The 20,179-nt window shown below is 66.6% G+C and carries 14 protein-coding genes and 1 tRNA gene; 11 read left to right on the top strand and 4 right to left on the bottom strand.

Annotated features, from left to right (window positions below; genetic code table 11):
- Nucleotides 1–96: 96 nt before the first annotated feature.
- The 6 genes from EDF58_RS01590 (at nucleotide 97) to EDF58_RS01615 (ending at nucleotide 9,785) form a co-directional block, all read left to right on the top strand.
- Entirely contained in the window at nucleotides 97–1,095 is a 999-nt protein-coding gene (locus EDF58_RS01590; protein WP_132262093.1) for a phosphotransferase, read from the top strand.
- Entirely contained in the window at nucleotides 1,092–1,817 is a 726-nt protein-coding gene (locus tag EDF58_RS01595; protein WP_132262095.1) for a nucleotidyltransferase family protein, read from the top strand. Before EDF58_RS01590 ends, EDF58_RS01595 begins: the two co-directional genes overlap by 4 nt.
- Nucleotides 1,810–4,845 carry a PD-(D/E)XK nuclease family protein gene (locus EDF58_RS01600; protein ID WP_243654033.1) on the top strand — a complete coding sequence of 1,012 codons (3,036 nt, stop codon included), beginning with the start codon at nucleotides 1,810–1,812 and terminating at the stop codon, nucleotides 4,843–4,845. Before EDF58_RS01595 ends, EDF58_RS01600 begins: the two co-directional genes overlap by 8 nt.
- Nucleotides 4,842–8,396: a double-strand break repair helicase AddA gene (addA, locus tag EDF58_RS01605; protein ID WP_132262097.1), complete on the top strand. Its 3,555-nt coding sequence runs from the start codon at nucleotides 4,842–4,844 to the stop codon at nucleotides 8,394–8,396. The genes EDF58_RS01600 and addA overlap by 4 nt, the downstream gene beginning before the upstream one ends.
- Nucleotides 8,397–8,477: 81 nt before the next feature.
- Nucleotides 8,478–8,798 (top strand): thioredoxin, encoded by a 321-nt coding sequence (gene trxA / locus EDF58_RS01610; protein WP_132262099.1) that lies wholly within the window; start codon nucleotides 8,478–8,480, stop codon nucleotides 8,796–8,798.
- A 204-nt stretch (nucleotides 8,799–9,002) separates the two neighbouring features.
- The gene (locus tag EDF58_RS01615; protein WP_132262101.1) at nucleotides 9,003–9,785 is read left to right on the top strand and encodes a DUF4019 domain-containing protein; all 783 of its coding nucleotides are present in this window, start codon (nucleotides 9,003–9,005) and stop codon (nucleotides 9,783–9,785) included.
- A gap of 58 nt (nucleotides 9,786–9,843) precedes the next feature.
- Here the strand turns inward: EDF58_RS01615 and EDF58_RS01620 are convergent, their stop codons facing one another.
- The 3 genes from EDF58_RS01620 to argJ are packed head-to-tail and all read right to left on the bottom strand — an operon-like array spanning nucleotide 9,844 to nucleotide 12,547.
- A complete protein-coding gene (locus EDF58_RS01620) occupies nucleotides 9,844–10,656 on the bottom strand; it encodes an inositol monophosphatase family protein (RefSeq protein ID WP_132262103.1) in 813 nt (270 codons plus the stop codon).
- 23 nt (nucleotides 10,657–10,679) lie between these two features.
- Nucleotides 10,680–11,318 carry a glutathione S-transferase family protein gene (locus EDF58_RS01625; protein WP_132262105.1) on the bottom strand — a complete coding sequence of 213 codons (639 nt, stop codon included), beginning with the start codon at nucleotides 11,316–11,318 and terminating at the stop codon, nucleotides 10,680–10,682.
- Between the two features lie 2 nt (nucleotides 11,319–11,320).
- Entirely contained in the window at nucleotides 11,321–12,547 is a 1,227-nt protein-coding gene (gene argJ, locus EDF58_RS01630; RefSeq protein WP_132262106.1) for a bifunctional glutamate N-acetyltransferase/amino-acid acetyltransferase ArgJ, read from the bottom strand.
- A 150-nt stretch (nucleotides 12,548–12,697) separates the two neighbouring features.
- On the opposite strand from argJ, the gene EDF58_RS01635 reads away from it, so the two are divergent.
- Together EDF58_RS01635 and secA are read left to right on the top strand one after the other, a co-directional pair.
- Nucleotides 12,698–12,976: a hypothetical protein gene (locus EDF58_RS01635; protein WP_132262108.1), complete on the top strand. Its 279-nt coding sequence runs from the start codon at nucleotides 12,698–12,700 to the stop codon at nucleotides 12,974–12,976.
- A gap of 103 nt (nucleotides 12,977–13,079) precedes the next feature.
- Nucleotides 13,080–15,818, top strand: coding sequence for a preprotein translocase subunit SecA (gene secA / locus EDF58_RS01640; protein ID WP_132262110.1), 2,739 nt, complete (start codon nucleotides 13,080–13,082; stop codon nucleotides 15,816–15,818).
- Nucleotides 15,819–16,154: 336 nt separating this feature from the next.
- On the opposite strand, the gene EDF58_RS01645 is transcribed toward secA, so the two are convergent.
- Complete coding sequence (locus EDF58_RS01645; protein ID WP_243654034.1) at nucleotides 16,155–17,516, bottom strand: GGDEF domain-containing phosphodiesterase; 1,362 nt, start codon at nucleotides 17,514–17,516, stop codon at nucleotides 16,155–16,157.
- Between the two features lie 133 nt (nucleotides 17,517–17,649).
- Between EDF58_RS01645 and EDF58_RS01650 the strand changes: the two genes are divergently transcribed.
- The 3 genes from EDF58_RS01650 to EDF58_RS01660 all read left to right on the top strand — a co-directional run bounded on the left by EDF58_RS01650 (nucleotide 17,650) and on the right by EDF58_RS01660 (nucleotide 20,124).
- Nucleotides 17,650–18,429, top strand: a complete 780-nt coding sequence (locus EDF58_RS01650) for an NAD kinase (RefSeq protein WP_132262111.1) — start codon at nucleotides 17,650–17,652, stop codon at nucleotides 18,427–18,429.
- Nucleotides 18,430–18,549: 120 nt separating this feature from the next.
- A tRNA-Asn gene (locus EDF58_RS01655) sits at nucleotides 18,550–18,624 on the top strand.
- 207 nt (nucleotides 18,625–18,831) lie between these two features.
- On the top strand, nucleotides 18,832–20,124 hold the full coding sequence (locus EDF58_RS01660; protein ID WP_243654035.1) for a HAMP domain-containing sensor histidine kinase: 1,293 nt from the start codon (nucleotides 18,832–18,834) through the stop codon (nucleotides 20,122–20,124).
- Nucleotides 20,125–20,179 lie beyond the last annotated feature (55 nt).

Genomic DNA, 20,179 nt, shown 5'->3' on the forward strand with positions numbered 1-20,179 from the left:
TTATCGGAACAGCGATCACCGTTGTTTGTTTGTCGCATTTTCCGAGTCGTCAGGTGTTTCCACCCGACTTGAAAATGCTCTAGGGCGAATCCCGAAATGAGCACGAACCCAGCGAACCTTCCCGAGGACCTCGAACCCTTCCTGGCCGACGCCGGATGGGCAGGCGCCGCCGTCGAACCGCTTGCCGGGGACGCTTCGTTCCGGCGTTATTTCCGCGTTACCCGCGCGGATGGCGAAACGGCGATGCTGATGGATGCGCCGCCGCCCAACGAGGATCCCACGCCGTTCCTGCGCGCCGCGCGCTGGCTCGATGCCAATGGGCTGCGCGCGCCGCGCATCCTGGCGGACTGGGCGGAACGCGGGCTCGTGCTGATCGAGGACTTCGGCCACGCACGGATGCGCGACTATCTCGACCAGTGGCAGGACGACGAAGTGGCCGTCTACCGGGGCGCCGTGGACGTGCTGGCGCAGCTCCGCCAGCTGCCGCCGGGGCCTTTCCTCGACTATTCGATGAGCGAGTATCAGCGCGAGGTGCGCCTGTTCATCGACTGGTACTGCACGGCGCAGAACCTCTACGTCGATTCCGCGGGCTTCACCGCCGCCTGGGAAGCGGTGATGGGTGAACTGCTGCCTCGCCAGCGCCCGGGCGTGACCGTGCTGCGCGATTACCACGCCGAAAACATCATGCTGCTCGGCGCGCTGGAAAAGCAGGGCCTGCTTGATTTCCAGGACGCGCTGATCGGCCATCCCGCCTACGATCTGGTCTCGCTGCTGCAGGACGCGCGCCGCGATGTCTCGCCCGAACTGGAGGCCGAGATGTTCGACCATTACATCCAGGCCACCGATGCCGATCCCGAGACGTTCCTGGCGGACTATGCCCGCCTCGGTGCGCAGCGGAACACCAAGATCATCGGCATTTTCGTGCGTCTCTGGCGGCGTGACGGCAAGTCGCGTTATCTGGAACTGATCCCCCGCGTCTGGGCGATGCTCGAACGCGACCTGGCGCATCCGGCACTGGAGCCGGTCGCGCGCTGGTTCGATGCCAATATCCCCGCCCATTTGCGCGACGCCAATGGCGGGAGCTACGCGGTATGAACGAAGTGAAGCTGGCCAGCGATACGGCCATGGTGCTCTCCGCCGGCCTCGGCAAGCGAATGCGGCCGCTGACTGCCACCCAGCCCAAGCCGCTGGTGCGCGTCGCCGGCAAGTCGCTGATTGACCATGCGCTCGACAAACTCGATGCGGCCGGGGTCGAGAAGGCGGTGGTCAATGTCCATTACCTTGCCGACGCGCTGGAAGGCCACTTCAAGGCCCGCCACAAGGGGCCGCAGGTCACCGTGTCGGACGAGCGCGAACGTCTGCTGGAAACCGGCGGCGGCATGGTCAAGGCTGCGCCGCTGCTGCCCGAGACGTTCTTCTGCCTCAACAGCGACAATATCTGGCTCGACGGACCGGAAGACGTGTTCCACGAGCTTTCGCGGGCCTGGAACCCGGAAATCATGGATGCACTGCTCTTGCTCGTCTCGCATCCGCGCGCGGTGAATTATCGGGGCGAAGGCGACTTTCATCTCGATCCCGCAGGGCGCATTGCCCGCCGCAAGCAGGGCCGCATCGCGCCCTTCATCTATTCGGGCATCCAGATCGTGTCGAAGCGTCTCCTGCGCGATGCGCCGGAAGGACCGTTCTCGACCAACGTGCTGTGGAACCGCGCCATCGGGGAAGGGCGCCTCTACGGCATTTCCCATACCGGGCTCTGGTTCGAAGTGGGCGAGCCGACCGCGATCAAGCCCACCGAGGAATGGCTGACCCGTGCCTGACAGGGCGGGGCCCGACAAGAGAGGGCCGCGCGTATTCTCGATTGCCGCTCACCGCGGCTTCGCAGATGCCCTGGTGGCGGGATTGGTGCCGCGTTACTCCGAAGGTGAACTCGGCCTGGCGCGGCTGACGCTGCTGCTGCCAAGCCGCCGCACGGTCCGCACGGTGACCGAGGCTTTCGTGCGCTTTTCCGGCACGACCGACAAGCCGGGTCTGCTGCTGCCGCGCATGGTGGTGGTGGGCGATCTCGATCTGGACGAGACGCTGGGGCCCTTGCTCGATCCGCTGGGTGCCTCGGACATCCCGCCCGCGGCCGATCCGACCCGGCGCTGGCTCCGCATCGCTCACTTCCTGCGCGAGGTAGAGGGCGCCGAGGCCGGAAAGGGCGCCGCCCTGCTGCGCCGCGCCTGGGAACTGGGGCGTACGATGGACCGCCTGCTGGTGGAAGGCATCGCCCCGATCGACCTGATGAGCGAACGGGTGATCGGCATCGTCGGCGATCTGGCCGGCCACTGGACCGACAATACGCGCACGTTCCTGAAAGTGCAGCAGCACTGGATCGCGGAACTGGCCGAGCGCGGCGAGATCGACGCGCCGGAACGCCGCAACCTCCTGTTCGAGCACGCCGCCCGCGAATGGCAGGCCTCGCCGCTGGCCTATCCCATCGTAGCGGCCGGTGTGACCAGTGCCTCACCTTCGCTGGCAAGATTGCTGCGCGTGGTCAGCGAATTGCCCGGCGGCAGCGTGGTCCTGCCCGATTTCGATCTTTCCCTGCCGCCGGAAGTCTGGGACGAACTCGGCACGGCGGGGCGTCCCGACAGTCCGGACGATCCGCCGTTCGGCCGGGGCGATGCCGTCACCCATCCGCAATATCACCTCAAGCTGCTGCTCAATCGCATGGGCATTTCGCGCGAGGAAGTAGCGCATTGGCACCGTTCGGGGCTGGGCGCCTCGCCGGCCGAGCGCAGCACCGTGATTTCCAACTTGTTCCTGCCCCCCCGCGCATCGGCGGCCTGGGTCGCGCTTGGTCCCGAAAAGCGACGGCTGGCCGGGGTGCGGCTGATGGAAAGCACTCATCCCGAGCAGGAAGCCCAGGCCATCGCGGTGCTGGTGCGCCAGGCGCTGGAAGTCCCGGAACGCCGCGTGGCGCTGATTACGCCCGACCGCGGGCTTGCGGGGCGGGTCGTCGCCCATCTCACCCGCTGGGGCATCGAGGCGGACGACACCGCAGGACGCCCGCTCGCGCAGACCGCCTCTGGCCGCCTGCTGCTGCTGCTGGCCGAAGTGATGGCGGAGCAGGCCGCGCCCGTGCCGCTGATCGCCCTGCTGGTCCATCCGCTGGCAGGGGGCGGCGAAGGCCGTGCCCGCTGGCTCGAGAATGCCCGCCGACTGGACCTGGCACTGCGCGGGCCGCGCCCCGGGGCCGGTCTTGCCGCCCTGGCCGAACTGGCGGTGCAGGAGAAGCTGGAAGGTTGGTGGGGCGAGGTCGAGGCGATGCTCGCGCCGCTTTTCGCGCTGAGCGAAGGCGATCCGCTGGACTTCATGCTGGGAAGGCTTGCTGACGCGGCCGAGGCGATGTGCGGCGAAGCGATCTGGGGCGGTCCCGACGGCCGGGCACTGAGCGCCCTGGTCGAGGAACTGCGCGCGGCGGCCGGTTCTGCGGGAACGCTGTTCGATCCGCGCGAACTTCACGCCATGCTGCGCGATGCGATGGACCGCGTCTCGGTGCGCCCGCCCTGGGGCGGCCATCCGCGCGTGGCGATCTACGGCCTGCTGGAAGCGCGGATGAGCCGCGCCGACCTGGTCATTTGCGGGGGGCTGGTGGAAGGCATCTGGCCTGCTTCCCCCTCGCAGGACGCCCTGTTGCCGCCTGCCGTGCTGCGCGCGCTCGGCGTGCCGGGGGCCGATTTCCGCATCGGCCTTGCCGCGCACGATCTGGCCGCCGCGTTGGGAGCGCCGGACGTGGTGCTGAGCTGGGCCTTGCGCGACGCCGGGGGGCCGGTGATCCCCTCGCGCTTCGTGCTGCGGGTCAAGGCGCTGCTCGGCGAGCAGGGCGAGCGTCATATCGAAGCCGAGGCGCTGCGCCTGGCGCGCATGCTGGACGATGCCGCACCGGTGCCGCCGCACCCTCGGCCGCAGCCGATGCCGGCGCCCGAGCAGCGCCGCGTCGACCTGGCGGTCACCGGGCTGGACCGCCTGCGGGGCGATCCCTACGAATTCTACGCCAATGCGATCCTGCGCCTCCGCAAGCTCGACGCGCTCGATGCCGAACCGAGCGCGGCGTGGAAGGGCGAAGTGGCGCACAAGATCCTGGAGGACTGGCACAAGGCGGGTGAGCCGGTCGACGGGCTGCACACGATTGCCCAGTCCGTGCTGACCGAGAAGAACGCGCATCCGCTGATGCGCGCGCTGTGGTGGCCGCGTCTCTCGGCCGCGCTCGACACCTTTCGCGACCTCGTGCTGCGGCACAAGACCGAGGGGCGGCGCGTGGTGGCGAGCGAGGCCTGGGGCGACATGCGCCACCGCGACATCCGTATCCACGGCCGCGCCGACCGCATCGACCGCCAGGCCGACGGGACGCTGGCCGTGGTCGACTACAAGACCGGCTCACCGCCCACTCCGCGGCGAGTGGAGGAAGGTTTCGCGCTCCAGCTTGGCCTGATCGCGCTGATCGCCGAAGCCGGCGGTTTCAAGGACATGCAGGGCCGTGAGATCGAAGGCGAGGCGGGGGGCTTCGAATACTGGTCGATGGCCAAGGACAAGAACCAGTTCGGCTACGCCGCCACCCCGCTCAAGGTCGGCAAGCGCCGCTCCGGGATCGAGCCGGACGATTTCCTGCCGGAAACCGAGCGCTACCTGAACGATGCACTGGACCGCTGGATCCTCGGCAACGAGCCTTTCACCGCGCGTCTCAACCCCGAACTCGGGTCCTATGCCGATTACGACCAGCTGATGCGTCTCGATGAATGGATCACCTCGCTCGGCAGCCGTGAACGCGTGCCGGGCAGCGCCACGGAGGAGGAGGCATGAGCGGTCCTGCCGCCGTCCATCCGCTGCACGGCAACCAGATGCTGGCGGTCAATCCGCGCGATACCGTCTGGCTCTCGGCCTCGGCGGGCACGGGCAAGACGCAAGTGCTGTCTTCCCGCGTGCTGCGCCTCCTGCTGCAGGAGGGGGTGGAGCCGTCCCAGGTATTGTGCCTTACGTTCACCAAGGCCGGCGCCACCGAAATGGCCGCGCGCATCAACGGCACCCTGGCCGAATGGGTGCGGCTGGAAGATACCCAGCTGTTCCAGCGGCTCGACGCGATCGGCGCGCCGACCGATCCGGACACGCGCGCCCGTGCGCGCACGCTGTTCACCGCGGTGCTCGACAGTCCGGGCGGGGGGCTTCGGATCGACACCATCCACGCCTTCTCGCAGTGGCTGCTGGCGACGTTCCCGCTGGAGGCGGAGCTGGTGCCGGGCGCCCGGCCGATGGAGGACCGCGAGCGCGCCCTGCTGGCACGGCAGGTCTTGGCCGATCTGCTGGTCGCGGCCGAGAATGATCCTTTCGACGGTGCGCCGCTGCTGGAAGCCATCGCCCAGCTTTCGCTGCGGCACGGGCCGGATTCGGTCGTCGAGTTCCTGCTGCGCTGCGCCGGTGCGCGCGAGGCCTGGTTCGGCCCGGGATCGTGGCAGGCGGGCGACATCCGCAGCCATGTCCTGCGCCTGCTGGGACTGCCCGCCGACGCCGGAGATGACCTGCTCGCGGAAATGTGTGCGGACGATGGCTTCGATGTGCGCTCGCTGCGCCGGTGCTGCGAAGTCCTGGCCGATTGGAACACGGCTACCGCCCACAAGGCAACCGACGTGCTGGTGCCCTGGCTCACCCAGTCTGCGGCGCGCCGGGCGGAGGGTATCGACGATGTCCATGCCGCGCTGTTCACCAAGGACGATTCGGTTCGCAGCCTCAACCACTTGTCCAAGCGCGATCCCGACTACGAGGGTTATGCCTTGCGCGTCGGCGAGGGACTTGCCCGCATTCGCGAGGTCAAGGCGCTGCTCGGTCTGGCCGAGCGGCTCGTGCCGGCATTGCGGCTCGGCCGGGCTTTCGCGCTTGCCTGGGACGAGGCCAAGCAGCGCGAAGGCCTGATCGACTTCGACGACCAGATCCGCCGCGCCGCCGATCTTCTGCGCGGTCAGGCTTCGGCGGACTGGATCCGCTACAAGCTGGATCGCCGTTTCGATCATATCCTGGTCGATGAGGCGCAGGACACCAATGCCGCGCAGTGGGACATCGTCTTCGCCATGGCGGAGGAGTTCTGGGCCGGGCTGGGCCAGCACGAGCGTCAACATGCCGTGGAACACGGGGATCGACACGGGCAGCCCCCCTTGCTGCGCACCCTGTTCGTCGTGGGCGATTACAAGCAGGCGATCTTCCGGTTCCAGGGCACCAGCCCCGAGAACTTCCGCCGTGCGGCCGACCGCGTGCGGGGCAAGATGCGCGAAGCGGCTGAAAACGCCGATATGCTGCGCAGCAACCTGTCCGCGCGGCCATTGGTGGAACTCGGGCTGGACCGCAGCTTCCGCACGGCGCAGCGCGTGCTCGACTTCGTGGACGAGGCCATTGCCGGCATCGGCCATGCCAGCTTCGGCCTCGATCGTCCGGCCGAGCCCCATGTCGGGCAGGAGCGTCCGGGCTATGTCGCATTGTGGCAGCCTGTCTCGGAGCAGATCGGCGAAGACGACGACGCGCCGCTGGCAGATGACGAGGGCGCGGAGGAGCATGACGGGCAGCAGCCCAACTGGCTCTCCCGCCCGGACCGGCAGATGGCGGAACGCATCGCGCAGCAGGTCCGCGAATGGCTCGACCCCTCGGGGCCGGGCTTCACGCTGAACAAGGGCAAGCCGCGCCGTGCGGGTGCGGGCGACGTGATGGTGCTGGTGCGCCAGCGCAAGGAACTTGCGGGGCTGATCGTTGCGCGGCTTCACGCGGCCGGCGTGCCGGTGGCCGGCGTCGACCGTCTGCGCCTGGGTGCGCCGCTGGCCGTGAAGGACCTGATTGCGGCGCTGCGTTTCGCGGTGCAGCCGCTCGACGATCTCAACCTCGCCGCGCTGCTGGTATCCCCGCTGGTCGGTTGGAGCCAGGAGCAATTGCTGCGCCACGCCTATCGCGACCGGCACAGGCATCTCTGGGAACACTTGCGCGCCGGTTCCGGTCCCGAGATCGCGGCGGTGCTGCAGCAACTCGGCGATCTGCTGGCCCTGGCCGACTTCGCGCCGCCGCAGGCCATGTTGCACTGGCTGCTCGTCGGGCCGTGGCAGGGGCGGCGCAAGCTGGTCGCCCGGCTCGGCAGCGAGGCCAACGATCCCATCGACGAACTCGTCAATGCCGCCCAGGCCTATGTCGCCACCGATACGCCCAGCCTCGCCGGGTTCCTGGCCTGGTTCGATGCCGGCGACGGAGAACTGAAGCGCGAGGCCGATGCCGCCTCGGGCCTGGTGCGCGTGATGACCGTCCACGGCTCGAAGGGCTTGCAGGCGCCCATCGTCATCCTGGCCGACGCGACCGGCAACCCCGAAGCTGCGCGCGAACGCGGTTTCGACCTGGCCGATCCGCGCGACGAGCGGCGCAAGGTGCCGCTGCCGCCCCTGTCCAAGGACGAGAAGGTCGGCCGTATCGCCGCGCGAATCGCGGAGAACCGCGAGGGCGACGAGCAGGAGCATTGGCGCCTGCTCTACGTCGCCATGACCCGCGCCGAGGAGGCGTTGTTCATCGGCGGCGCGCTGGGGCGGCGCGACAAGGACGGCCCGGCCGACAAGAGCTGGTACGCCCGGCTGCGCGCCCTGTTCCCGGCCGAGGCGGACGTCGAGGACGCGATCTGGGGCACGCGGTGCGAGAACGGGCAGCCGCCGGCGCCGCTCCCGGCGGAAGTTCGCGCGGTCGAACTGCCCTTGCGCGAGCCTCTGCCGCGCTGGCTGGAGTGCGCGCCACCTGCGGAGCCGCGCCCGCCCCGTCCGCTGGCGCCGTCTTCGCTGGGCGAGGACGACGCACCCGATCCGCCGTTCCCGCCGGGGGCCGGGCGCGATGCCTTGCGGCGTGGCACTCTGGTGCACAAGCTGCTCGAACGCCTGCCGCAAGTTGCTGCCGACTTGCGGCAGGAAGCGGGCTGGCAATGGCTCGCGCGCAACGCTGCCGATTTGGCCGAAGACGCCCGCGAGGCCATGTTGGCCAGCGCCATGGCGGTGCTCGGCAATGCCGAGTGGTCCGAGATATTCGGCCCGGCCAGTCTTGCGGAAGTCCCGGTGGCCGCCGTGGTCGGCGGGCAGGTAGTGGCGGGCACGATCGATCGTCTGGTGGTCGAGCCAGACCGCGTCCGGCTGGTCGACTACAAGACCGCGCGCCGCCCGCCCGAAAGTCTGGAACAAGTGCCGCGCGGGGTGCTGCGCCAGATGGGCGCCTATGCCGCCGCGCTGGAAGTGGCCTTCCCGGGAAAACGCGTGGAAGTTGCCTTGCTCTACACCGCCGTGCCGCGCCTGATCGCGGTTCCTGCGGATATTCTGGCCGCTCACAAGCCGGACTTTTCCCCGCCGCAGTAAACCTATGGCCGTGCAAGCGTTGCCTCATGGCAATTCGTCCCTAGATTGCGTTCAACCGAGATACCCGAGGAGTTTCAATTCATGGCGACCATCGCTGTTACCGACGCCAGCTTCGAACAAGACGTTCTCAACTCCGACAAGCCCGTGCTCGTCGATTTCTGGGCGGACTGGTGCGGCCCGTGCAAGATGATCGGCCCCGCTCTGGAAGAGATCAGCGAAGAGCTTTCCGAGCAGGTGACCATCGCCAAGATGGACATCATGGCCAACACCGGCATCCCTGCCGAGATTGGCGTGAAGTCGATCCCGCTGATGGTGCTGTTCAAGGACGGCAAGCCCGTCGCCCAGAAGCTCGGCGCCGCTCCCAAGAGCGCGCTGAAGGGCTGGATCGAAGGCGAACTCTAAGCGTTCGCTGCGGCTTCGGCCGGTTCCAAGACGGATAGGAAAACCCCTTCCGCCGCGAGGCGGGAGGGGTTTTTGCTTGTGGGGCGAGCAGGACCGCCCGTGTGGTTCGGAAATAGCGAGGAGAACGAAAACCCTTGATCCGCGCCTTGGGTACAGATTTTTTGGGGTAGCGAAGGCAGCGCGTCGAACTTACCCGCAGAGAGTATGAACATGCCGGTGAACGATATTCTCTGGGGGCTTACCGAGAAGGAAAAACAGACCCTCCGTCTGATCGTGCGCGGCCATGATGCAAAGTCGACCGCGCGCTGCCTGGGGCTTTCCGTTCATACGATCAACGAGCGCCTTCGCGAAGCACGGCGCAAGATGGAAGTGTCGAGTAGCCGCGAGGCGGCGCGCCTGTTGCTCGATGCGGAAGGCGAAAACGGGCAGACGGCTTCCCCCAATTCCTTGGGGGACACGGCAATCGGGGATGACGCGGCGCGGCGGGAGATGGATCAGGCCAGTGCGCCGATCGGCGGCGCGGGGCGGGCGGATCGCTCTCCCCGGATCGTTACCGGAGTATTGCTCATGTCGATTGCTCTTGGCCTTCTGGCGCTCGTCACCGTTACGCAGGTCACGCCGACCTTGCCCACCGAACCTGCTCCTTCGACCACGACTGCCAGTTCGGAAGTGGTTGAGATCGCACGCCAGTGGTTGACCCTGATCGATCAGGGGCATTGGAAGGAAAGTTACGAGGGCACCGGCTCGGCCTTCCATAAACTGAATACGTTGCAGGTGTGGGCCGAAACCAATCAAAATGTGCGCATACCGTTAGGGCCGGTGATCTCTCGGACGTTTCTTCGTCAGGAGAACCTTCCGGCCCCGCCTTCGGGGTATGAGGTCGTGAAATTCCGCACCAGTTTCGCTAATAAGGCGAACGCGGTGGAGACGGTCTCCCTCTCGCGAGAGGACGGCAGTTGGCGTGTCGCGGGTGTGACGATCGAATAGGGTCCGCTCGGATTCTCCGGCTGCGAGACGGTCTTTCGTTATCGCAGGCGAGTGTCCCTCAATCTTCCAGTGCGGACAAGCGGTTGGCGAGCGCTTCGAACAAGGCGGGCGAGGCGGCGCCGATCAGGCCTTTGCGGTCGAACTGGTCGACGCGGTAGGGGGTGCCGTCGGGGCGGGCGCATTTGCCGCCGGCTTCGTCGAGGAACAGGGCGCCCGCCGCGTGGTCCCAGGGCAGGGTGCGTTCGAACACCGCCACATCGTTCTGGCCGAGGGCGAGGCGGGGGTATTGTTCGGCGGCGCAGCGGGGGATGTCGACCATGCGGTAGTGCGGGGCGACTTCGGTGCGCAGGCGCTCGCGGCGCGCTTCCTCGGTGAAGATCAGCGAGATCGCGGCGACGGGCGGCTGCTCTCCGGTGGCGCGGGCGGTGAGGCGTTCCTCGTTGACCCAGGCGCCGCCGTTCAGAGATGCGCGGCAGAAGCGCCCGGTGAGGCAATCGAGAATCCAGCCGCCCAGCGTCTCGCCCCGGTCGGCCAGCGCGATGAGCATGCCGAAGGGGGGCTTTCCGGCGGCGAAGTTATTGGTGCCGTCAAGGGGATCGACGATCCAGCAGAGCCGGTCTTTCAGTTTCAACAGTTCGCTCTCGTCGGCGAAAGTGGCTTCCTCGCCCACCACCGAGGCGTCGGGGAGCAGGGCGGTGAGGCGCTCGGTGAGGATTGCCTCGCTTTCCTGATCGGCCACGGTGACGACGTCGTTCACCGCCTTGCTGACGATCTGCGCGGCCGTAAGCGACTGGTAATGCGGCAGGATCACATCGCGCGAAACCTCGCGCATGATCGTTTCGACGGCGGCGTTGAGCGTGGGCGTGATCATGCGGGAGGCTTTCGAAGAGAGGATCAGGTGAGCGGGATCATGACCTGCTGGGCATAGCCCGTGCGCGCGCGGATGCGGGCGTACCATTCGGTCAGGGCCGGGAATGCGGGGCGCTCCAGCCCGAACTGGTCGAGCGGCAGGCTGAACCAGGTATAGGCGTAGACGCCCATGGGGATGTCGCCCAGGCCGAACACGCCGCCGGAGAGCCAGGGCTTTTCGCTCAGGGCACGCTCCAGCACGGCAAGGTGGGCGATGCAGGCCTGCACGTCGCGCGCTATGGCGGGCATGTCCCACTGTTCGCGCGGGGTGCGGGCCATGGCCAGGAAGGGTACGCGCTGGGCGTCGGCATACGTGATCTGCCAGTCCATCCAGCGGTCGGCCAGGGCGCGGTCGATGGGATCGCGGGGAAACCAGCGCTCGCCGCCATATTCGGCCGCCATGTAGCGCAGGATCGCGTTCGATTCCCAAAGCGAGAGCTTGCCGTCCTCGATCATCGGCACCAGCCGGTTCGGGTTCTTGGCGAGGTAGTCCTCGGTATAGCCGAACTGGCCGCCGATATCGTGGCGGACGTAATTGAGGCCCAGCTCCTCGGCGAACCAGGCGACTTTCTTGACGTTGTGGGAGTTGAGGCGACCCCAGATCGTGAACTGCGGAGCGGCCATCGTCAGCTCCTGTAGTCGGCGTTGATCGAGATGTAGCCGTGGGTCAGGTCGCAGGTCCACACGGTGGCGGCGCCTTCACCAAGGCCGAGATCGACCTCGATGGTGACGTCCTGCCCCTTGAGGTGTGCAGCGACGGGCGCTTCGTCGTAGTCGGCCAGCGGCAGGCCCTCGCGCGCGGCCCAGGTGCCGCCGAAGCCGATCGAGAGCTTGTCGCGGTCGGCCGGTTCGCCTGCCTTGCCTACGGCCATGACGACGCGGCCCCAGTTGGCGTCTTCACCGGCGATGGCGGTCTTCACCAGCGGCGAGTTGGCGATGGCCATGCCGACCTTCCGGGCGCTCTCGTCCGAGACGGCGCCGGAAACGGCCACTTCGATGAACTTCTGCGCGCCTTCGCCGTCACGCACGACGAGGTGGGCGAGCTGGCGGCAGACGTCATGGATCGCGGCGGCAAAGGCATGGGCGCCGGGCGAGGCGATGGTCGAAAGCGGCGCATTCCCGGCCTTGCCGGTGGCGAAGGCGAGCACGGTGTCGCTGGTGGAGGTGTCCGAATCGACGGTGATGCACGAGAAGGTGCGGAAGTTCGCGGCGGAGAGGCATTCCTGGAGGAAGGCAGGTTCCACGGCGGCATCGGTGAACACGTAGCCGAGCATCGTCGCCATGTCCGGCGCGATCATGCCCGAGCCCTTGATGACGGCGGCGAGGGTGACCTTGGTCTCGCCGATCATCGCCGTGGCCGTCGCGCCCTTGGCGAAAGTGTCGGTGGTGGAGATGGTGTTGGCGACGTCTTCCCACGAGCAGGGCTCGGCGGTGAGGGCCTTTTCCACGCCTTCGCGCGCCTTGTCCTTGGGCAGGGGCACGCCGATCACGCCGGTGGAGGAGACGAAGACCTGTTCGCGCGGGCAGCCGATATGGGCGGCGACCTGGTCCATGATCTGTTCCACCGCCTCGCGTCCGCGATAGCCGGTGAAGGCATTGGAATTGCCCGCGTTGACGACGAGCGCGCGGGCCTGGCCCTGCTTCACGTTGTCACGGCCGAGTTCCACTTCGCTGGAGCAGCAGAGGTTCTTGGTGAACACACCGGCGACGGCCGTGCCTTCGTCCAGTTCCACATACGTCAGGTCGCATCGGCCCCAATCCTTGTACCCGGCGCGCACGACGTGCGGGGTGACGCCGGCGATCGGCGGCATGGCGGGGAAGGGCGAGGCGAGCGGGGAGGTGGGATAGGCCATGGCGGGTGCGTAGCGCGTGGGTGTGACAGGTCAAGAGTCGCTGCATCAGGGAAGTAACGGAGAAGTCTTGCGGCGATCTTCCGTGCGTAATTTGGGGCGCGGCGCTCTCTTGTGTGGACACGGGGTCAAGCGCCCCCTATCTGGTCCGCCATGGCAAATCGCCTGCTCTTGACCCTGCTGGCCCTGTTGACGGGCTTTGCCGCGCAGATCGGCCCTGCCGAAGCGCGCGCTTCGCAGGTGGCGAGCCTGCAGGTCGTGCTGACCGAAGCCGCCGTCGCCGCCAAGGCGCCGCGTGCCCCGGTCGCCCTTGCCCAGCTTCCCGAACCCGGATTGCGCAATACCCGCCGTCACGCGCCGCCTTTGGTGGCCGCGCCGGTTTCGCGCATGATTCCCGCGGTTCTGACCGGGATAGACCGCGCGCGCGAATAAGCGCGCTGCCCATTCGCTCTTTCGCGAAACCTTTCCCGCGCCTGCGCGCTACGCAGGCGCGCTCATCCGACATACGCATTCACGAAAAACAGGGATTTCCGCCATGTTCGGCGCCATCGCCAAGTCCATTTTCGGTTCGTCCAACGAACGCTACGTCAAGTCGCTCGACAAGATCGTCGCCCAGATCAACGCCTTCGAACCCGCCTTCGAGGCCATGAGCGACGAGGAACTGGCCGGGCAGACCGCCAAGTTCCGCGAAATGCTGGCGAACGGCAGCACGCTCGACCAGATCATGCCTGAGGCGTTCGCCACCGTGCGCGAAGCCTCGAAGCGCGTGTTCGGCATGCGCCATTTCGACGTGCAGATGATCGGCGGCATGGTGCTCCATCGCGGCGAAATCGCCGAAATGCGCACGGGTGAGGGCAAGACCCTGGTGGCCACCACCGCCACCTACCTCAACGCGCTTGAGGGCAAGGGCGTTCACATCGTCACCGTCAACGATTACCTGGCCCGCCGCGACGCCGAGCAGATGGGCAAGCTCCACAATTTCCTGGGCCTCACCATCGGCGTGATCGTGCCGAACCTCAACGAGTACGAACGCCGCGAAGCCTATGGCGCCGACATCACTTACGGCACCAACAACGAATTCGGCTTCGATTACCTGCGCGACAACATGAAGCACGAGCGCAGCCAGATGGTGCAGCGCCCCTTCAACTTCGCGATCGTCGACGAAGTGGACTCCATCCTCATCGACGAGGCGCGCACCCCGCTCATCATTTCGGGTCCGACCGACGACAAGTCGGAACTCTACATGCAGGTCGACGCGGTCGTTAAGCAGTTCGTCCCCGAAGACTACGAGATGGACGAGAAGACCAAGAACATCAATCTGACCGAGGACGGCGTCGAAAAGGCCGAGCGCATGCTCGAAGCCGCCGGTCTGCTGGTGGGATCGAACCTCTACGACGTCGAGAATACCCAGGTGGTCCACCACCTCGACCAGAGCCTCAAGGGCGTGGTCATGTTCAAGCGCGACATCGACTACATCGTCAAGGACGGCAAGGTCGTCATCATCGACGAGTTCACCGGCCGCATGATGGACGGCCGCCGCTGGTCGAACGGCCTGCACCAGGCGGTGGAAGCCAAGGAAGGCGTCCGCATCGAGCCCGAGAACCAGACGCTCGCCTCGATCACCTTCCAGAACTACTTCCGCATGTATCCCAAGCTCTCGGGCATGACCGGCACGGCCGCCACCGAAGCGCCGGAATTCTACGACATCTACAAGATGAACGTCGTCACCATCCCCACCAACGTGCCGGTGCAGCGCGTCGACGAGGAAGACGAGTTCTACAAGAACACGCACGACAAGTTCGGCGCCATCGCCAAGCTGATCCGCGAGCGCTACGAAACCGGCCAGCCGGTGCTCGTCGGCACCGTGTCGATCGAGAAGTCGGAACTGCTGTCGGACTTCCTCAACAAGGAAGGCGTCAAGCACTCGGTGCTGAACGCGCGTTTCCACGAGATGGAAGCGCATATCGTCGCACAGGCGGGTTCGCTGGGGGCCGTGACGATCGCCACCAACATGGCCGGTCGCGGCACCGACATTCAGCTCGGCGGCAACGTCGAGTTCCGCGTCGAGGACGAACTGCGCGACATGCCCGAGGGGCCGGAGCGCAACGAGGCGATCGCGCGCATCAAGCTGGAAGTGGCCGAGCAGAAGCGCCTCGTGCTGGAAGCCGGTGGCCTCTGCGTGATCGGCACCGAGCGCCACGAAAGCCGCCGCATCGACAACCAGCTGCGCGGCCGTTCGGGCCGTCAGGGTGATCCGGGCCTTTCGAAGTTCTATCTCTGCCTGGAGGACGACCTCCTGCGCATCTTCGGCCCGGACACGCTCTTCGCCAAGATGATGAACAGCAACCTGGCCGATGGCGAGGCGATCGGTTCGAAGTGGCTGTCCAAGGCGATCGAGACCGCGCAGAAGAAGGTCGAGGCGCGCAACTACGAAGTGCGCAAGCAGGTCGTCGAATACGATGACGTGATGAACGACCAGCGCAAGGTCATCTACGAGCAGCGCGCCGACATCATGGATTCGGAAACGGTCGACGAAGTCGTCGTCGACATGCGCAACGACACCGTCAACGCCATCGTCGCCGACACCTGCCCGGCCGGCTCCTATCCTGAGCACTGGAACCTGCCGGAACTCAAGGCGCGGGCGCTGGACATCCTGGCGGTGGACGTGCCGATCGAGGATTGGATCGAGGAAAACGGCATCGATCCCGAAGTGGTCGAAGAGCGCATCGCCGCCATGGCCAACGAGCACATGGCCGCCAAGATGTCGCAGGACGATCCCGCGATCTGGCGCCAGGTCGAGAAGTCGATCCTGCTCGACCGGCTCGATCACTACTGGAAGGAGCACCTTTCCACCCTCGACGCGCTGCGCCAGGTGGTGTTTCTGCGCGCCTATGCGCAGAAGACCCCGATCAACGAGTACAAGACCGAGGCCTTCAGCCTGTTCGAACGCCTGCTCGACCAGATCCGCGAAGACGTGACGCGCATTCTCTCGGTGAGCGAACTGCGCATTCCGGAACCTGCCGGGCTGCCGGAACTCCCGGACTTCCTGACCGGCCACATCGATCCGCTGACCGGCCTCGACAATTCGAACGATGGCGATGGCTCGGCCTTCATGCCGGAACTGTTCGGCTCGCTGGCAGGCAGCCCGCAGGCCAATGTCGGTGCGGGTGCCGTGGGAGAAAACCCCTATGCGGACCTGCCGATCAGCCGCAACGCGCCGTGCCCCTGCGGTTCGGGCCAGAAGTACAAGCACTGCCACGGCGCCCTGGCGTAACGGGTAGAGTTAAAGAAAACCGTCGTCCCGGACTTGATCCGGGACCGCGGGCAAAACCACGCGCGCTTTCAGAAAGGCTGAAAGCGCGCGTTTTGCTGCGAAGGTTGATCTAGCGGCTTCGGTTTAGCGCGATGGGTCTGTCATCCTCGCCGTTGCAACAGCCGCTTGCGGTTATCCAAACCGCTCGCGGTTATCCCCCTCGTCATTGCGAGCGTAGCGAAGCAATCCAGAGTCGCTCAGAGCCGCTCTGGATTGCTTCGCTACGCTCGCAATGACGAAAGTAGGCGAGGGCGGCGAAAGAACGAGAAGGGAGTGGAATGCAGCCCCGCGCCCCCGTCAGTCTTTCGGCTTCTCGCCGCCGACCCGCGCCAGCTTGGCGAACATCGCCACCGACATCGGCTGGGCGCGCAGGAAGCCCTGGTAATAGGCGCAGCCCTCGCGCGCGGCGACGACGCGCTGTTCTTCTTCCTCGATGCCCTCGGCAATGACTTCGAGGTCCAGCGCCCGCGCCATGGCGACGATCGCGCGCAGCACCGCCACGTCGCGGCGGTCGGTGGCGACGCCCTCGATCATCGTGCGGTCCAGCTTGAGATAGTGGATCGGCAGGACCTTGAGATAGCGGAAGTTGCAGAACCCCGCGCCGAAGTCGTCCAGGGCGATGCGAATGCCCTGCGAGGAGAATTCCGCCATCATCTGCGCGGTCTGGGTAATGTCACTGATGAGCGATTGCTCGGTGATCTCCAGCGTCAGTCGGCGCGGCGGAAAACCGCTCTCGCGCACGAGGTCCAGCATCTGGCGCACATACGTGCCGAAGGCGAGGTCGGCCGGGGTGACGTTGATCGAAAGGCGCAAGTCGCCCGGCCACTGCCCCGCCGCCGCCATCGCCTTGGCGGCGATGTGGCGCGAGAGCGGGCCGATGTGGTCGGCGCGCTCGGCAATCGCGAAGAGGGCGCCCGCGCCGATGCGGCCGAGGACGGGGTGATTCCAGCGGGCGAGGGCCTCGGCGCCGGTGAGCGATTCGTCCACCAGGCTGAACTGCGGCTGGAACAGGATCTCGATCTCGTCACCGTCGATGGCGCCCAGGAGGTCCGCTTCGAGCTGCGCGGCCGAGCGGCCCGGCACGGTGACTTCGCCGTCCGCCCAGCCCAACCGCGTGGCGGACTGGTCCTGCAGGCCTGTCAGCGCATGGCCGAGCCGGTCCAGCATCGAATCGACGCTTTCGCCGGTGAGGGCGCGAATCAGGGCGATGCGCGGCGAAAGGCGCAGCACGCCGGTGGGCAGCGCGATCGGGCGGGCGATCGCGTCGGCCAGCTGGTCGGCCACGAGGTGCCAGCGCTCGCGGCTGCAGGCCTCGTTGGCGACGAGCACGAAGGAGCCGCCCCCGGCGCGGGCCACCAGCCAGGGACCGTCGAGTTCCTCGCCCGCGAAATGGGCAATGCGGCCGGCGACTTCCTCAAGGGCGCCGTCGCCCGCTTCGGCGCCGTAGGCCATGTTGATCGTGTCGAGCCGCCGCAGCGCCACCAGCATGGCATGGACATGGGCATGCTGCGGCGCGCTTTCGGCGTCGCTGCGCCACCCGGCGATGCGTTCGCGCACGGCTTCGAGGCCGGGAATCCCGGTCAGTCTGTCTTCAAGCCGGCGGGCATGGCCTCGCGGCAGCCCCTTGCGTCGTTCGCCCATCGCAAGTGCTATAGCCAAAGGCCTTGCCAAACGATGCAAAATTCGAAAGGTCCGCGGCATGAAAAGGGCTTCAAAATGAGACGGGCGCTGATGCATTCTTCGGAACGGGCGTCCCTTTCGGTGCGAGCGCCGCTTTACGCCGGGGATTTCAATGGCTGACGTACCCACGCTGGGACTGATCGTATCGGACAGCGCCAAGGCCCAATATGGCGCGGCGGAGCTTCGGCGCGCGCACGCCTGGGTCGATCCGGCGGAAGCCGAGGTGCTGGTGGTGGTGGGCGGCGACGGCTTCCTGCTGCATGTCCTGCACGAAATGCTCGACCGCGACGTGATAAAGCCCGTCTACGGCATGAACCTCGGGACGGTGGGCTTCCTGATGAACGGCCCGCACGACGGGGTGCCGATCGCCGATCGCATTGCCGAGGCGCATGCCGTGCCGGTGCGGCCGCTGCAGATGCATGCCTCCAGCCACGATGGCCGCAGCTTCGTCTATTACGCGATCAACGAGGTCTCGCTGCTGCGCGAGACGCGCCAGACGGCCAAGCTGGAAGTGACGATCAACGGCAAAGTGCGGATGGAGGAGCTTGTCGGCGACGGCGTGCTCGTGGCCACGCCGGTCGGGTCCACGGCCTACAACCTGTCGGCCAATGGGCCGATCCTGCCGCTGGGTTCGCGGATGCTGGCGTTGACCCCGCTCAGCCCCTTCCGCCCCCGCCGCTGGAAAGGCGCGATCCTTCCCGAGAGCGCCGAAGTCGAATTCCGTATCCGCGAACCCGGCAAGCGGCCCGTCGCCGCCGTGGCCGACCAGAAAGAAGTGCGCGACGTGAAGACCGTGCGCATCGTCGCCAATGCGGAGAAGGAGCTGACCCTGCTGTTCGACCCGGGCTTCACGCTGGAAGAACGCATCTTCGCGGAGCAATTCCAGGTCTGACCGCGGGTATCGGCCTGTGGAAAAGTTTTCTCGACATTTTCATTACAGAGTGCTTGCCAACCCCGAATACCCCTTTTATAGGCGCACTCCTGCCCGGCGGTGGTAACACTGACAGGCTGCTCCCCGATAGCTCAGCGGTAGAGCATTCGACTGTTAATCGAATGGCCGTAGGTTCGAATCCTACTCGGGGAGCCACTTCTTTCTTCCCTCCGGACCGGAGGAAGAAAGCAAGTCGCTCTGCACCTTACATGCATTTGAGCAAGCGTCTGCGGCAAGGCCGCAAGTGTCAAAACGTTTCCCAACTCCACTTCGCATTGACGAACGGCGCATCCGGTGAGAGCGCTGGTTATGGGCGCCCCCGCTAGATCGCGAATGACAATCGGGCATCCTGCGAGAGGAAACGTGGTCCGAATCAGCATCCCGCGCCTGGCGGTCCTAGCTGCCGTCGTCTTTCTGGGGCTTGGTATCGTCCAGCTGATCGGCAGCCTGCTGTTCTACCAGGCGATCGACCGGCAGACCCTGCGCGCCGACCATGCGCGGCGAATTGCGGAACTCATCGTCGTCAGCGACCGCATTCATTCGCTCGAACCGAATCTGGCGGCGCCGATCATGACGACCGGACATCTCAAGGCGGAGTTCTCGCCCGAACCGGCGGTTCGCGCGATGATGGATTCGGATACGCTGCACAAGATCGCCGGGCAGGTGATCGAATGGGAACCCTCGCTCGCCTCGCGTCCGCTCAATCTCGCCACGGCCGATGCCAGCGGCGGCAAGAGCGACCTGATCGGGTCGATCCGCCTCGACGACGGCAAGTGGCTGAATTTCCGCTCGCGCGACATCACTTCGATGTGGCCCATAGCGCTGCGGGCCAGCGCGCTGATGTTCTGCACGGCGCTGGCCTGTATCGCCATCGGCTTGATCGCCCTCAGGCTCCTGACCAATCCGCTGCGCCGCCTGACGCAGGCCGCCGACGCCATCGGCCACGGCCAGCGGGTGGAGATCCGCGAGAGCGGGCCGGAGGACCTTCGCAACCTCGCCCATTCGATGAATGTCATGCAGGAGCGGATCGCCCGCCTGCTCGAAGACCAGGCGCGGTCGTTCGAAGCGATCAGCCACGACTTGCGCACACCGCTCTCACGCCAGCAGATCGCCACCGATCTCATCGACGATCCCGAGATCTCCGAGATCATGCAGGCCAGCATCGATGAGATGGAAGGCCTTCTGGCCTCGCTCCAGGGCTACCTGAGGGCGCAGCACATGTCCGCCGAGGCGGAACCGGTCGATCTGGGCGAACTGGTGCGGGCGGTGATCGCGCCTTATGAGGATCGTGCGCGACTGTCCGGCGCGGACAAAGTCGTGGTCGAGAGCTTCCCCCAGCCGCTGGCCCTGGCGACAGGCGCGCTGGTCGAGAACGCGATCCACTTCGGGGGCCGGGCCGAGGTCGCGATCCGCCGCGAAGGCGCGGACTGGCTCATCGAAGTGGAGGACACCGGCCCCGGCATTCCGCCCGGTCATTTCCAGGACGTGCTGACGCCGTTCTTCCGGCTCGACGAGGCGCGTACCCGCGATACGCCGGGCTTCGGCCTGGGCATCCCCACCGCGCACCGGCTGATGATGCGTTTCGGGGGAGACCTGTCCTTCGCTACGTCACCCTGCGGCGGCCTGATCGCGCGGATCAGGGTGCCGTTGATGTAGTTCGGCGCGTCAGCGGCCTCGGCTTGTCCGGGGGATCCGCGCGCATCCGTCATCC

The sequence above is a fragment of the Novosphingobium sp. PhB57 genome (assembly GCF_004342985.1).
Taxonomy (GTDB): Bacteria; Pseudomonadota; Alphaproteobacteria; order Sphingomonadales; family Sphingomonadaceae; genus Novosphingobium.